The sequence below is a fragment of the Schleiferia thermophila genome (genome assembly GCF_003337435.1).
Classification (GTDB): Bacteria; Bacteroidota; Bacteroidia; order Flavobacteriales; family Schleiferiaceae; genus Schleiferia; species Schleiferia thermophila.
Genome location: NZ_QPJS01000004.1, coordinates 39190 through 54344, shown reverse-complemented (window position 1 = coordinate 54344; position 15155 = coordinate 39190). Strand labels below are relative to the sequence as shown.

Sequence of the window (15155 nt, the reverse complement as noted above, 5' to 3'; positions counted from 1 at the left end):
CAGCAGTTTATTTTTTGATTTTTTTGAAAATCAATACGGCCAGTGGCGGCAGGTCAATGGAGATGCTGTCTTCCCGACCGTGCCAGTGAATGGATTCGGAGGAGATTTTTGGGTGGTTTTTGTGCATACCGGAGCCTCCGTATTTGGCATCGTCGGTATTGAGAATGAGTTTCCATTGGCCATAGGAGGGTACCCCGATGCGGTAGTTTTTTCTGATTATAGGTGTGAAATTGGCGATGACTACGATGTCTTGGTCAGGATTTCCAGATTTTCGAACATAACTCAGCACGCTCTGCTGCCAGTCATTGACTTCTATCCATTCGAACCCTTCGGGTTTGTATTGTTTTTTATAGAGGGCTTCCTGCTCACGATAGAGCTTATTGAGGTCAATAATGAGTTGTAAGAGCCCCTTGCTGAAGTTTAAATTTTCAAGCTGGTCCCAACGGACAGACGCGTCGTGGTTCCACTCGCTGGTTTGACCAAATTCGGAGCCCATAAACATCAGTTTGCTACCCGGATGTGTAAACATGTAGCCAAAAATGGCTCTAAGATTGGCAAATTTTTGCCATAGATCACCGGGCATCCGGCTTAACAGAGAACCTTTGCCATGTACTACTTCGTCGTGAGAGAATGGGAGGGTAAAGTTTTCAGTATATGCATAAACCAGGCTGAAAGTGATTTCGCCATGATGATATCTGCGGAAGATAGGGTCGCGTTTAAAATAGTTGAGGGTGTCGTGCATCCATCCCATCATCCACTTAAGGCCAAAGCCCAGGCCCCCTTCGTACACAGGTCTTGATACTTTGGGAAAAGCAGTGGACTCTTCGGCAATCATTTGGATATCGGGATGTTCTTTGTAAATGAATTCGTTGAGCTCGCGGAGAAAACTAATTGCTTCCAGGTTTTCCTTTCCGCCGAATGGGTTGGGTACCCATTCACCGGGTTTACGGGAATAATCAAGGTAAAGCATAGAGGCCACGGCATCTACGCGCAGTCCATCGGCGTGAAATTGCTCAATCCAGTACATCGCATTGGAGAAAAGGAATGAGCGGACCTCATACCGGCCATAGTTGAATATGAAGCTATTCCAATCAGGATGAAAGCCTTTGCGAGGGTCTTCATGCTCGTACAGTGCAGTGCCATCAAATCGGACGAGGCCGTGGAGGTCACCTGGAAAATGGGAAGGTACCCAGTCGAGTATCACGCCTATATCCTCTGAGTGGAATGCATCGATAAGGGCCTTGAAATCCTCCGGTGAGCCATATCTGGATGACGGGGCGTAGTAGCCGGTAATTTGATAGCCCCATGAACCAAAAAAGGGATGCTCCATGACCGGCATAAATTCCACATGGGTATAGCCCATTTTTTTTACGTATGGGACTAATTTTTCAATCATTTGCCTGTAGCTTAGAGAAGTGCCGTCGGCATTGCGCATCCAGCTACCCAGGTGCACTTCGTAGATGCTCATAGGGCAGTCGAGGCTGTTTCTCAGGCTAAGGTTTGCTTTCCACTTCTGGTCATTCCATCGATAGTCATCTTTCCAGATAATACTGGCTGTCTTTGGTGGAATTTCGGCTAGGCGGGCATATGGGTCGGCTTTTTCGATTTGATAGCCCCATTGAGTGGTTATCAGGTATTTGTATCGATGACCTTGTAAAGCTCCCGGGACAAATCCTTCCCAAATGCCGGAACCATCCCACCTTGGAAATAGCGCGTGAGCATCCTTGCTCCAGAAGTTAAAATCGCCTATCACTGCAACATTCCGGGCATTAGGAGCCCAGACTGAAAAGTAGGTGCCTGCCTGCCCGTCGAGCTCCAGGGGGTGTGCACCCATTTTTTCATACATTTTAAAATGATGGCCTGATCTGAATAGTGATATATCAAAATCCGTGTAAAGAGAATGAGGAATGGTACTCATATTGAATAATGTATGGAACTGGTGCTAAATAATGTCAAAGTTTGACATCAGAAATTGTCTTTTTCATGATTCGCTAAAAAAATTTTAAACTACCTTTGTGTTTGTATAAACTATATACGGCTCAATGACCATTAACCAGCACATCATTCAATTACTATATTCTTATGACTGTGTAATAATACCCGGTTTTGGTGGTTTTGTGTCCAAGTATTTTCCTGCAGAAATACAGGAAGGTACTTATATGTTCCGTCCCCCTTCCAAACGAATTTCATTTAATGCGAGACTAAAGGAAAACGATGGCCTGCTGGCACATTACATTAGCCGAAAAGAGGGGGTTTCTTATCAGGAAGCCATGCAAATGATTGAGATTTCCGTACGGTCATGGCAAAGAATCATTGAAAGCGGCAATAAAGTAACTTTAGAGGGGATCGGAAAACTCTATTCAGATGCAGAGGGTAATCTTCAGTTTTCTCCTGCTTTGGAGGCTAACTTTCTAACCAGCTCTTACGGATTGGGAATGTTTAGATCACCAGCTATCACCGAAGAGTCTATTGTAGCTCAAACCATAAGAAAGCAAGCTCAGATCGAAGGCAGTGTGGCAGAAAGTCGAAATGCCACAGTTCTGCTCACCAATTTTTACAGTGCGATGAAAGTGGCTGCTGTCTTGTTGGTGGTTTTTACCGTCGTGTATATAGCATATGAAAACAGTCATTATCTGAGTAAAAACAGTACGGATAGCTTTTCCTATATAGGCTTTGTTCCAGCTCACGACAGTCTGAATCAGGGGCCTCCGGACCCGGGAGAAATTAAAAGTGAATTTGAACAAGATATCGACCGTAAAGTGTTGGAGAAATCCTCTAAATCCGATTCAACTTCGGATTCAGAACTTCAGCCTGAGATACCAGGTGCTGCTGATGAATTTAAAACAAATACACTCCATACACAAAAAACCGAACCTTCCAATGTGATGGAAGCAACACATCCCACAGGAGAGAAAATGCATACCCTTTTGAAAAAAGTAAAAATTTCTGCCGGAATTTTTGGGCATATTCAAAATGCACAAAGGAGACAATCAGAGCTGTCTTCTCACCAATTCAGTGCCGTGATAGAACCTGCAGGTTCCATGCACCGAGTCGTCATCTACTGTACTAAAGAAGAGTCCGACTCTGTTCTTGCGAAAGTCAGAGAGACTGTAGTTTCAGATGCATTTGTTGTTCGATAACCAGGTGTAGCCCCTGATTTCGGGGCAATATATCCGGCTTTTACCAGCATCTTCACTTTGAAGCTGCATTTTCAATACTTTCTGTTTCACTGAAACAGAAAGCGAATTGTGACTTTTAAGGCTGTAGGTAAATGCCGTCGATTCTTAGTTTTGTCCACATATTAAAAATGTCTTTTATGAACAAAGGATTTTTTAAAATTCCCGATGTAAAAAATGAGCCTGTAAAGCAGTATGCACCCGGCAGCCCTGAACGAGCCGAACTTCAGGCTATGTACGACAAGCTTTGGAATTCTGTACGCGATATTCCCATGTACATTGATGGTAAGGAAGTACGCACCGGTAAAACCGAACGTGTGAAACCACCACACGATCATCACCACAATGTAGGTCATTATCACATGGGCGATGTGACCCATATTCAATCGGCTATCGATGCAGCACTAAAAGCGAGAAAACAATGGGCTGCCATGAGTTGGGAACAGAGAGCCTCCATATTTCTGAAAGCTGCAGATCTAATCGCCGGTCCTTACCGCGCGGAGATCAATGCGGCCACTATGATTGCACAGAGCAAAACAGCCTTTCAGACTGAGATCGATGCTGCCTGTGAGTTGATTGACTTTCTTAGATTTAATGTGAAATATATGGCAGAGATCTACAATGAGCAACCCAACTCCCAGCCCGGTATCTGGAATAGAATGGAATACCGTCCGCTGGAAGGTTTTGTCTTTGCAGTCACGCCGTTTAACTTCACAGCAATCAGCGGAAACCTGCCTGCCTCTGCTGCCCTGATGGGCAATGTGGTGGTATGGAAACCCTCGCTCTATCAGGTATACTCGGCCTATGTGGTGATGAAAGTCCTTATAGAAGCAGGATTACCAGCCGGAGTCATCAATATGATTATGACAGACCCCGCAGAAACTGCCCGTGTAGTTCTTGGAAATCCTGATTTTGCAGGTATTCACTATACCGGTTCCACTACGGTATTCAGGTCTATTTGGAAAACTATAGGAGAAAACATCCACCTCTATAAATCATATCCCCGAATCGTTGGTGAAACCGGTGGGAAAGATTATGTATGGATGCACCCATCAGCAGATGCGACTGAAGTAGCAGTAGCGCTGATCAGGGGAGCCTTCGAATATCAAGGACAAAAGTGCTCTGCAGCCTCAAGAGCCTATATACCAGCCAGCAGATGGAAAGAAGTCAATGAACTACTTGGCCGCATGCTTTCTGAGATTAAAATGGGTTCACCACGCGACTTTTCAAATTTTGTAACGGCGGTCATACACGAAGGAGCTTTTGACCGAATTGTAAATTATATTGAAGATGCCAGGAAAAACCCCGATTGTCAAATCATTTACGGAGGTAAATACAATAAATCCGTTGGATATTTCATCGAGCCCACTGTGATAGTGACCAAAAACCCCAAATCACGCACCATGGTAGAGGAAATTTTTGGCCCTGTTTTAACAATCTACATCTATGAAGATGCGCAATGGGAAGCATCACTTGAACTTGTAAACGAAACCAGTGAATATGCACTGACCGGGGCCATCTTTAGCAGAGACCGTTATGCGATTGAAACTGCAACAATACGACTGGTGGACAGTGCGGGTAATTTTTATATCAACGATAAACCTACTGGAGCCGTAGTCGACCAGCAACCCTTTGGAGGTGCACGTGGCAGCGGTACCAACGATAAAGCAGGTTCCAAACTTAACCTACTTCGATGGGTTAGTGCCCGGTCGATCAAAGAAACATTTGTGCCTCCTATCGACTACACATATCCCTTTATGAAATAAGCTATAATGTATTCGGTTATGGAAGTGACTGTCGGCAACTGTGCTGATGGTCACTTTTTTCATGTTAAATATCTGAAGCCATGCAGAGTATAAAAGAAAAATTTACAGAATACATACACAATCTTCAACAGCGTATTTGTACAGCTCTGGAAGCAGAGGATGGATGCAGCAAATTTGTTGAAGATCAATGGGAACGCCCGGGAGGAGGAGGAGGAATTACAAGAATTATTTCAGATGGAAACGTCTTTGAAAAAGGTGGTGTAAATACATCGGTGGTCCACGGCGAATTGCCAGAAGTGATGATGCAGCGACTCGGGGCAAATCACCGGAAGTTTTTTGCCTGCGGAATCTCATTGGTCATACATCCACGAAATCCTTTTGTGCCTACCGTACATGCTAATTTTAGATATTTTGAACTATATGACGACGAAGGAAAATTGGTAGATTCATGGTTTGGAGGTGGTGCAGATCTCACGCCCTACTATATCTTTGAAGAAGATGGCAGGCACTTTCATTCGACTCTAAAAGATGCTTGTGACAAACACTCGATTGAATACTACCCTCAATTTAAAAAAGAATGTGACCAATATTTCTACATTGCACATCGCAAGGAAAACCGAGGCATTGGAGGAATTTTCTTTGACTACCTCCGACCTGACGAGCAAACGTCAGCAGCGGCTTGGCTGAACTTTGTGACCGATGTAGGAGACGTCTTTTTGCCAGCTTATATACCCATCGTTCAGAGACGAAAAGACCACCCTTATACCGATGAACATCTGCGCTGGCAAGGAATCAGGAGAGGTAGATATGTGGAGTTTAACCTGATCTACGACAGAGGAACTCTATTTGGACTTAAAACCGATGGTCGGGTAGAATCTATATTGATGAGTTTGCCCACTACAGCTCGCTGGGAATACGACCATCGGCCAGCTCCAGGTAGTGCAGAAGCAAAATTGATAAAAGCACTTCTGCACAGAGATTGGATTAATACTTATGAAATTTCCGACTATTGAGGCCATTCGGAAGGACTCAAAGATTCAGATAAAAACTTAGAATAAGCAACTTCAATTACTTCCGTTCCTTAACTTTGGGTTAATCAGCATCACGGGTGAAGAATTTTGTTAAAGCATTGAAATACAATATAATATGGATGTAGAACTAAAAACCACTGATCAGAACACTGAGGAAAAGAAAAAAATTCTTTCCCGATACAAGATCCTGCTTAAAACCTGCGCACACAAGATAGATAAAGAGGACAAAATGCTGATTCGCAAAGCCTTTGATGTAGCTATGGACGCACACAAAGGCGTGCGACGCAAAAGTGGTGAACCTTACATCCTTCACCCTCTGGAAGTAGCGATAATCGTATCCCGTGAAATTGGCCTAGGACCTACCTCCATTGCGTGTGCCTTGCTCCATGATGTGGTTGAAGACTCAGATTACACCCTTGAAGATATTGAAAGACTTTTCAATAAAACCATTGCTAAAATCATCGACGGGCTGACAAAAATTTCCAACGTATCGGATCTGGATGTCTCCATACAAGCTGAAAACTTTCGCAAAATGCTGCTCACCATCTCAGACGATATCCGTGTGATTCTCGTCAAACTGGCAGATCGCCTGCACAATATGCGCACGTTGGACGACTTGTCAGCCTATAAACAGCAAAAAATAGCTTCAGAAACACTTTATCTGTATGCACCACTAGCGGGCCGACTTGGGCTCTACAACATAAAAACCGAACTCGAAGACTTATCGCTAAAATATACAGAGCCTGAAATATACCGCGAAATAGAACAGAAACTCAAAGAATCAAAAGCTGACGACACCCGCTACCTTACTCAATTTACAGAAAAAATCAGAGAACTTCTTAAAAAAGAGGGACTTGTATTTTCCATAAAATATCGGACAAAGAGCATTTATTCCATCCGGAAAAAGATGCGCAAGCAAGGCATACCCTTCGAAGAGGTATACGACAAGTTTGCCATACGCATCATCCTCGACAGCCCTCCCGAACACGAAAAAGCCGATATCTGGCGAGTGTACAGCATAATCACAAGTCTGTACAAGCCCAGTCCGGAGCGATTCAGAGACTGGGTGTCAGCTCCCAAATCCAACGGATACGAATCACTACATACTACCGTGATGGGACCAGACGGCCACTGGATCGAGGTACAGATTCGTTCGAAGAGGATGGACGAAGTCGCTGAAAAAGGCTATGCTGCACATTGGAAATATAAAGAAGACGTAAGTGCTGATAATCATCTGGAAAAGCTTATCGAAAAATTCAGACAGCTCCTCGAAAGTCCTGAAACCAATGCGGTAGAGTTTGTCAACGAATTCAAAACCAATTTGCTTTCAGAAGAAATCTTCGTTTTTACTCCAAAAGGCGACCTAAAAAGACTGCCACAGGGATCTACTCCCTTGGACTTTGCCTTTGAAATCCATACCGACGTCGGCCTGAAAACCCTCGGAGCCAAAGTTAATGGTAAGCTGGTCCCCCTCAACTACAAACTGCAAAGCGGTGACCAGGTAGAAATCATCACTTCGGCCAAGCAAAAACCCAAAGAAGAATGGCTCAACCATGTAGTCACCTCCAAAGCAAAAGCTAAGATCAAATCGTCTCTTAGAGAAGAGAAGCGCATCATCGCCGACCGTGGTAAAGAAATTCTCAGTCGAAAACTCTCATATATTAAAATCAAGCCTACGGAAAAGGTCATCAACCGAATGGTTCAATTTTTTAAACTGGCCAATAGCCAGGAACTCTTTTTCAAAGTAGGTAGTAAAATCATCGACAACGAAGACATAAAAGAATTTGCCAGAAACTACAACCAGGGACTGATGGCCTACCTGCGGAGAAAATTCAGCAGGTCCGATGTTTCAGATTCAACTTTAAAAAAATCAACTACCGAACAGGATCCCAAAATCCTGGTCTTCGGACAAAATGATGAAAAACTGGAATATCGCATAGGCAAGTGCTGCAATCCTGTACCCGGAGATTCGGTATTTGGCTTTCTGGGGTCTGCAGGCGGTATTACCGTACACAGGAACGACTGTCCAAACGCAATCACCTTACAAAGTAATTATGCCAACCGAATTATAAAAGCCCGCTGGGTTGCCGAGCAAAAAGGTGACTTCACAGCTGTGCTTCTCATAAAGGGCATTGATACCCTAGGTCTGGTAAACAAAGTCACTCAGATTATATCCAACGACCTGCATGTAAACATCAAGGCGATCAATATATTCGGAGAAGCTGGCGTTTTTTCAGGTGAGATAACCCTGATAGTCACTGATAAAATGCACCTGACCAAAGTAATTGAAAAGCTTAAAAACGTAGAAGGTGTTACTTCCGTAACCCGTAAATAAATCATTGACCAAAAAAACATATCAACTTCTAATTTAACCTCGGACAACAAAGACCTTCCCGATTTTAAAGGAATTTATTGAAATTTTAATGCTTTCCAGACTACGCTGTAATGGCCAGAAAACTATTTTAGCCCAAAAATGTGCCTTATGGCAATTGTATATTACACCAATATCCGCTGCATTTACGGCATCACCGCTGACCAAAATCAACCAGCAAGAGGAGCAGAGCTATCCTCTCCCATAAAACTCAGCAACGCCTACTTAAAGACCGAAGATGACCTGATTGCTGACTTTGGCCCGATGGATAGTTTTAAATCTCCCGAAGCCGGGGCAAGAATCATCGATTGTGAAGGTAGGTCAGTGATTCCGGGATACTGCGATAGCCATACCCACATCGTCTTTGCACGATCAAGACATGAAGAATTTGTAGATAAAATCAAAGGCCTCACCTACGAAGAAATTGCTGCTAAAGGAGGAGGCATAATTAACTCTGCCTTACACCTACGCAAGATAGAGGAAAGTGAGCTGGTAGAATTGGCACTGCAGCGAATAGATTCAGTAAAAAAAACCGGAACAGTGGCACTGGAAATTAAGAGCGGGTATGGCCTTGATCTGACTTCTGAACTGAAAATGCTAACCGTAATACGCAGACTTAAGGACCTGACCAATCTCTGCATCAAATCAACCTTTTTAGGAGCACACGCTGTTCCTCCTGAATTCAAAGGCAATCAGCAAGGATATGTAGACCACATCGCAGAAGTAATGATTCCTAGAGTCGCCGATGCCGGACTGGCTGATTTTGTAGATGTCTTTTGTGACAAAGGATTTTTCACACCGGAACAGACTGAAAAAATCCTGGAAGCTGCCAATCGTTACAACCTGAAGCCAAAATTGCATGCCAATGAGCTCGCATTTTCCGGAGGCGTACAGGTTGGTGTAGCCCACCGTGCAGTAAGTGTTGACCATCTGGAATGTTCCGGCGATGAGGAATTTGAACTTCTCGCAGATAGCAATACAATTGCCACCCTGCTTCCTGGCACAGCATTTTTTTTAGGTCTCCCCTATCCAAATGCCAGGAGGATGATTGAGAAAAATGTTGCCATTGCATTAGCATCAGATTTCAATCCCGGCAGTTGTCCATCGGGAAATATGAATTTTGTAGTGGCCCTAGCTTGTATCAAAATGAAGTTATTGCCTGAAGAAGCATTGACAGCGGCAACCCTCAATGGCGCATTTGCCATGGAAATTGACAGAACCCATGGAAGCATCGAACGAGGCAAGACGGCTTCATTTTTGATCACACAGGCGATAGAAGACTTGAGTCAGATACCGTATTATTTTACTGAAAACTTAATTTCTAAAACAGTAATCAATGGAAAACCGGATTGAAAGCCCGGCGATGGAGCGGCTCACCTTCGTAAGCGAAGAAATGGTAAAAGCACAGATCATCAGCAGACCAGGTGAAATAAAATTGGGGAATATATGTACAATTCCCCAAGATGAAGGTGAGCTATTTTCTCTTTTGCAAAACCCGGAAATCAAATATGTGATAGTAGGAATACCAGAAGACATCGGGATACGGGCCAATTTTGGCCGTGCCGGTGCCGAAAGTGCATGGAGATATTTTCTGCAGGCACTGCTCAATATGCAAAGCAACGATGTATTCAAAGGCAAAAATCTGGCTATTCTTGGCAGTTTGAATTTGAACGACCTGATGGCAACCGCATCAGGGCTCAATCCACAGCATGATGCAGACTTGCAAAAACTCAGAGAACTGACCAACGAAATTGACCAGGTAGTCGCAGAAATGACCGAACTGATAGCAATGCACAATAAAGTGTTGATCGTCGTTGGCGGAGGTCACAACAATGCATTCCCCATTATAAAAGGATACGCAAAAGCTCTGTCCAAGCCAATGGCAGTAATGAATTTTGACATGCACGCCGACCTACGAGCACCTGAGGGAAGACACTCAGGCAACGGCTTCAGCTATGCCATACAAAACAACCTAATAAAATACTACCATATCTTTGGTCTCCAAAGCGAATTCAACAACGAACAAATCTTTAAAACCATCGAAAAATACAGTGACATCGTCACCTATACCTCATACGATGAACTGTTGTCGGTCAAACGAAGCGAATGGCTTCTGATGATGGATCGTGCCTTGGAAAATTTCAGTATAGAACCCTGCGGACTGGAGATTGACCTGGATGCCGTGACGGGCTATCCTGCAAGCGCATTCAATCCGTGCGGCTTTTCTCCGGAAATGATGCGTTCCCTCATCAAAAGAGCAACAGCGCTCCTTGAGATTAAATATGTTCACCTGGCTGAAGCGGCACCAGAACTCGCCACATTGCCGATTGAAAAATTAGCAGCCGGAAAATTTCTGGCACAAATCGCATTGGATGTAATAAAAAGCCTTGAAAAAAAATCTAATTAAAAGATTGTGAAGCTTATCCCTTTAGTTGAATGTGTGCCTAATGTAAGTGAAGGCCGAAATAAAAAAGTAATACAAGAAATTGCCGATGTCATCAGTTCTGTGCCGGAAGTGATGCTGCTGAACGTGGACTCAGGTATATCGGCCAACAGAACTGTTTACACCTTCATAGGTCAGGTAGATGCTGTGTTTGAAGCAGCTTACCTCATGTATCAGAAAGCTTATGAGCTGATCGATATGTCAAAACACCAAGGCTCACACCCCAGGATAGGTGCTGTAGATGTTTGCCCTTTCGTCGCATGGAAAGACATTAGCGAGCAGGAATTGATCGATAAAGTGGCGAAATTTGCCCATAAAGTAGCTGATAATCTTGGAGTATCCGGCTACTTTTATGAAAAAAATGCTCACAGTAATATGCGATCAAATCTTGCTAATATTCGTAAAGGTGAGTATGAAGGTCTGATGGAAAAATTGAAAGAAAGAGCATGGAGACCAGATTTTGGAGAGGTCAATCCTGATGTGATACGAAAATTTGGCGTCACAGTGATTGGTACAAGAAACATCCTGGTAGCCTACAATGTAAATCTGATCGATAAGGACGATAAAATTGCAAATGAAATTGCTGCGGAAATTCGCGAATTGGGAAAAATAGTTCCGGCTCCGGGTGGAGGTTATGTGCGTATTCCCGGATTGCTAAAGAGCGTCAAGGCAATAGGTTGGTACATCCCCGAGTTCAATCTCTCACAGGTATCATTCAATCTGGTAAACATCAGTGTCAATGGCATGGGTGAAGTATACATGCTCACTGAAACACTTGCAAAAAGAAGAGGCATCGAATTAAAAGGATCAGAACTGGTAGGAATGGTACCATTAAGTGAGATACTGCGTAGTGCCCGTTACATCCTGGAACGCAAAAATGTCCGCAGTGCACATCAATTTTCGGAAAGAGAGCTTGTCGAAAAGGCAGTAGAACTCCTCGGACTCGACCGGGTAAAACCCTTCAGTCCTGAAGAACACATTATAGAATATAAAATGGCAAAGTTTCTAATTTGAAATTTTGAACAAAAATCCATTGTCTGAAAACACAAATCCCTGCATTTCTGGACGAAATGCAGGGATTTTTCATTCTCTGGAAAATTTTACATATCAGCAGATGCAGTAGTAAACCGTTGGTAGAGGGTACTCTTATTTAAATCATTCGATTTCAGAATATACTGCATTTCCAATTGAGCGAGAAACTGGTAAAACTGCATGCTGTTTTGCAACTCCTGCTGTATAGCTTTTCGTTTATTTCTAGTAAATTGCTTGAAATATCGGAGCTCTTGATCCAGTTGATCGGCAAATAGGTTCATTAAATTCATAGCCTTCTCATTAGCTCCTGCTCGTAGGTAAGCTTCTATAATACCAAACATAAAATAGTTAAATTCAAACTTTTCAAGTGGCATTTTTTCCATACAAAAGTCTAGAACTTTTACTGCCTTCTCGTTTTGGCCTTCGGCGGCAAGTTGAGAAGCAAGGCGGGCATAGATATTTCGGAAATTATAACTCAATCTCTTGTTGGTCTCATCCAGGTAAACTTCAGGCAGTTCCATGTTGCCAAACTGGAATTTGTTCATCAGATTGTCGTACATAATTTCTGTATCTACCTTTCCAAATTCAAATCTTTGTCCTTTCTCAGCAAGTTTTACTGGTACAAATCTGTAAGCCAAACCCTCCAATCTGAAATACTCCGTAAGAAAGAAATAAGACTTTTCAGAACTTCCGACAGTGATAGAGAAGTAAATAGGCCTGGTCCAGTCGTTTTGGGTAAGAAGATCGATTACCATGATATCGCGCTTGGCCAAGTAATCCATATCCAAATCTACATCAACATAGTCGAGGATTTTGTCGGTATCGTTGATACTGACGACCTGATTGCGCAAAACAGCTTCTTTATCAACCGGAAACCGAAGTCGCTTCACCGGATAGTATTGAAACTCTCGCATTCCACTGTATGCCTGAAATCTGGTAATCGGGTCATCACTTTTGATCCAACGCATAAAATCGCTGGCCATCCAACGGGCATTGGCAGGGGCAATATTTGGACGTTGCTGGTAGTAAACCACATCGCGAGTACCTTGCTTGTATTGATCCCATTCTAGCGAAAAAGGCACTGGTTCACTATCATAAGCTTTACGTTTCATCTGGTCGATATACCAGTCTGTGTTGAGTAAACTGAGATTCACTACCCTTACATCTGTTCGATATCCTTCTACTTCCTGTACATACCACAGCGGAAAAGTATCATTATCCCCATTGGTAAAAAGAATGGCATTCGGTGCACAGCTGTCAAGATAGGCTTTGGCAATATCTCGGGCGGTATATCTGTTGGCGCGCGTATGGTCATCCCAGTTTTCTTTAGCCATTAGACCTGGAACAAGTATAGTGCACAATGCGGTGATACCCAAAGCGTGAATGGGTTTGTTGAATTTTTCTCTAAGCGCGTCGATTAAACCAAACACACCAAGACCAATCCACATTGCATAAGCGTAGAAAGAACCCACCACCGCATAATCGCGCTCCCGTGGTTCGAAGGGCTTTTGATTGGTGTAAACGATAACCGCAATCCCTGTAAATACAAAAAACAATAACACAGCCCATGCATCTTTTGAATTTACTTTAAAGTGATACAAAAGACCAAAAATCCCCAGCAGCAATGGAAGAAAGTAATATGTATTGCGGGCACGATTGTTTTTCATGTAATCCGGCAAATTTTTCTGAGGACCCAGTCGCATACTGTCTATGAATGAGATTCCTGAAATCCAGTTCCCTTTGGTCAGCTCATAACGGCCTTGTTCGTCGTTTTGTCGGCCAGCAAAATTCCACATAAAATATCTCCAGTACATGTGCCCAAGCTGATAGTCAAAGAAGAATTTGATGTTTTGAGCCAAAGTTGGTTTTTTCTCAGGATTTCTGATGTTTCCAATTTTTATGTAATTCTGTACATGTTCTGGATCGTCACTCCACATCCTCGGAAAAGGTCCGATGGTTGATTTATCCCAGTTGCGTTCGGAAAATTTTGCATCATATGAGATTACATATCGCTTTGCCTCTTCGTCGCGTACATATATGGGTTTACCGTCTTTAAAAGGTCTGTTTTTGTCGAGCTGGGAGTTGAAGTATTGTCCGTATAAAATAGGAAAATCACCATATTGCTCCCTTTTATAGTAGGCCAGAAGACTTAGTGCATCTTCTGGATTGTTTTCGTCTATCGGCGGATTGGCATTGGACCTGATGGCCAGTGTCAGAAAGCTCGAATACCCAAGAATGATATAAAAAATTGATAGTGAAATAATATGCATGTAGTAAAACCCCTTCTTCTTAGCATACCAAAGTGACCCAATGAAGGCACCAGCTATCAGTAATGTAGTAAATATAGTACCTGTATCGAAAGGGAATCTGAGGGTGTTCACCATAAAAATTTCCATAAAACCATAGAGTTGGAGCAGGAAGGGAATCAGAAACACAAAAATCACCCCTAAAATTCCAACTCCTATAGCATTGGCAATGAGGAAATTAGTAATTGTAATCTTCTTATATTTTTTAAAAAAGTAAATCATGGTAATAGCAGGGATGGTAAGAAATACCAAAATATGCACCCCTACTGAAAGGCCTACCAAAAAGGCAATTAGAATCAACCAACGGTCAGCTCGCGGATTGATATCCAACTCCTGTTCCCATTTCAGAATAGCCCAAAAAGCAATGGCCGTAAAAAATGACGACATCGCATACACCTCTCCCTCTACGGCTGAAAACCAAAAGCTATCGCTAAAAGTATAAGCCAATGCTCCTACGACTCCACTGCCTAAGATGGCAATCATAGTGATCTGATCATTTTTTCCAAGGCTTTGAGCCAGTTTTCTGCCAAGGGCTGTAGTGGTCCAGAACAAAAAGAGTATGGTGAAAGCGCTGGAGAGAGCCGAAAGGGTATTGACCCAAAAAGCCATTTGCGTCCAATCTCCGAAAGCAAAAATGCCCATCACTGCGCCGAGCAATTGAAAGAGAGGCGCCCCAGGAGGATGACCTACCTGAAGTTTTACAGATGTTGCAATGTACTCTCCACAATCCCAAAAAGATACAGTTGGTTCTAGTGTAAGCATGTACGTCAGCAAGGCGATTCCGAAAACAACCCAACCTACCAGATTATTCCACTTTTTGTAGTGTTCCATATTTTATTTCACAACTTGTTTCCCGTGGGCGAAAATAACAATAGCGCATCGAGTTTCCCTTAATTTTTAACAGTTGAACTTCGGGTACTTATTGTGATAGCATTTATTATACAGATGTAAAAAGCATATAATTTATTGATTTTAAATAATTTGTTTAGATCAATTGCAGCATTGAACTGTAAATTGCCCTTTTTAAAAA

At 42.9% G+C, this 15155-nt stretch carries 9 protein-coding genes; 7 read left to right on the top strand and 2 right to left on the bottom strand.

The window, feature by feature from the left end; translation table 11 throughout:
• Nucleotides 1–7 precede the first annotated feature (7 nt).
• Nucleotides 8–1918: a 1,4-alpha-glucan branching protein GlgB gene (glgB, locus tag DES35_RS08910; protein ID WP_114366389.1), complete on the bottom strand. Its 1911-nt coding sequence runs from the start codon at nt 1916–1918 to the stop codon at nt 8–10.
• 124 nt (nt 1919–2042) lie between these two features.
• Here glgB and DES35_RS08905 point away from each other — a divergent pair, with 124 nt between their 5' ends.
• From DES35_RS08905 to ftcD, 7 genes are all read left to right on the top strand, one after another.
• Nucleotides 2043–3140, top strand: a complete 1098-nt coding sequence (locus DES35_RS08905; protein ID WP_114366388.1) for an HU domain-containing protein — start codon at nt 2043–2045, stop codon at nt 3138–3140.
• Between the two features lie 176 nt (nt 3141–3316).
• Nucleotides 3317–4942: an L-glutamate gamma-semialdehyde dehydrogenase gene (pruA, locus tag DES35_RS08900; RefSeq protein WP_114366387.1), complete on the top strand. Its 1626-nt coding sequence runs from the start codon at nt 3317–3319 to the stop codon at nt 4940–4942.
• 89 nt (nt 4943–5031) lie between these two features.
• On the top strand, nt 5032–5955 hold the full coding sequence (gene hemF / locus DES35_RS08895; protein ID WP_037360600.1) for an oxygen-dependent coproporphyrinogen oxidase: 924 nt from the start codon (nt 5032–5034) through the stop codon (nt 5953–5955).
• Between the two features lie 133 nt (nt 5956–6088).
• On the top strand, nt 6089–8308 hold the full coding sequence (locus DES35_RS08890) for a RelA/SpoT family protein (RefSeq protein ID WP_114366386.1): 2220 nt from the start codon (nt 6089–6091) through the stop codon (nt 8306–8308).
• A gap of 147 nt (nt 8309–8455) precedes the next feature.
• Nucleotides 8456–9697, top strand: a complete 1242-nt coding sequence (gene hutI / locus DES35_RS08885) for an imidazolonepropionase (protein ID WP_114366385.1) — start codon at nt 8456–8458, stop codon at nt 9695–9697.
• A complete protein-coding gene (locus DES35_RS08880; RefSeq protein ID WP_114366384.1) occupies nt 9681–10751 on the top strand; it encodes a formimidoylglutamase in 1071 nt (356 codons plus the stop codon). Before hutI ends, DES35_RS08880 begins: the two co-directional genes overlap by 17 nt.
• A gap of 6 nt (nt 10752–10757) precedes the next feature.
• The gene (ftcD, locus tag DES35_RS08875) at nt 10758–11801 is read left to right on the top strand and encodes a glutamate formimidoyltransferase (protein WP_170125731.1); all 1044 of its coding nucleotides are present in this window, start codon (nt 10758–10760) and stop codon (nt 11799–11801) included.
• An 86-nt stretch (nt 11802–11887) separates the two neighbouring features.
• Here the strand turns inward: ftcD and DES35_RS08870 are convergent, their stop codons facing one another.
• Nucleotides 11888–14956, bottom strand: coding sequence for a DUF2723 domain-containing protein (locus DES35_RS08870; RefSeq protein ID WP_114366382.1), 3069 nt, complete (start codon nt 14954–14956; stop codon nt 11888–11890).
• Between the last annotated feature and the right edge of the window lie 199 nt (nt 14957–15155).

What these genes read in the sequence shown, in the direction of transcription:
- pruA (WP_114366387.1), top strand. Translation starts at nt 3,317, where the DNA reads ATGAACAAAGGATTTTTTAAAATTCCCGATGTAAAAAATGAGCCTGTA.
- DES35_RS08870 (WP_114366382.1), bottom strand. Translation starts at nt 14,956, where the DNA reads ATGGAACACTACAAAAAGTGGAATAATCTGGTAGGTTGGGTTGTTTTC.
- DES35_RS08905 (WP_114366388.1), top strand. Translation starts at nt 2,043, where the DNA reads ATGACCATTAACCAGCACATCATTCAATTACTATATTCTTATGACTGT.
- DES35_RS08880 (WP_114366384.1), top strand. Translation starts at nt 9,681, where the DNA reads ATGGAAAACCGGATTGAAAGCCCGGCGATGGAGCGGCTCACCTTCGTA.
- DES35_RS08890 (WP_114366386.1), top strand. Translation starts at nt 6,089, where the DNA reads ATGGATGTAGAACTAAAAACCACTGATCAGAACACTGAGGAAAAGAAA.
- glgB (WP_114366389.1), bottom strand. Translation starts at nt 1,918, where the DNA reads ATGAGTACCATTCCTCATTCTCTTTACACGGATTTTGATATATCACTA.
- hutI (WP_114366385.1), top strand. Translation starts at nt 8,456, where the DNA reads ATGGCAATTGTATATTACACCAATATCCGCTGCATTTACGGCATCACC.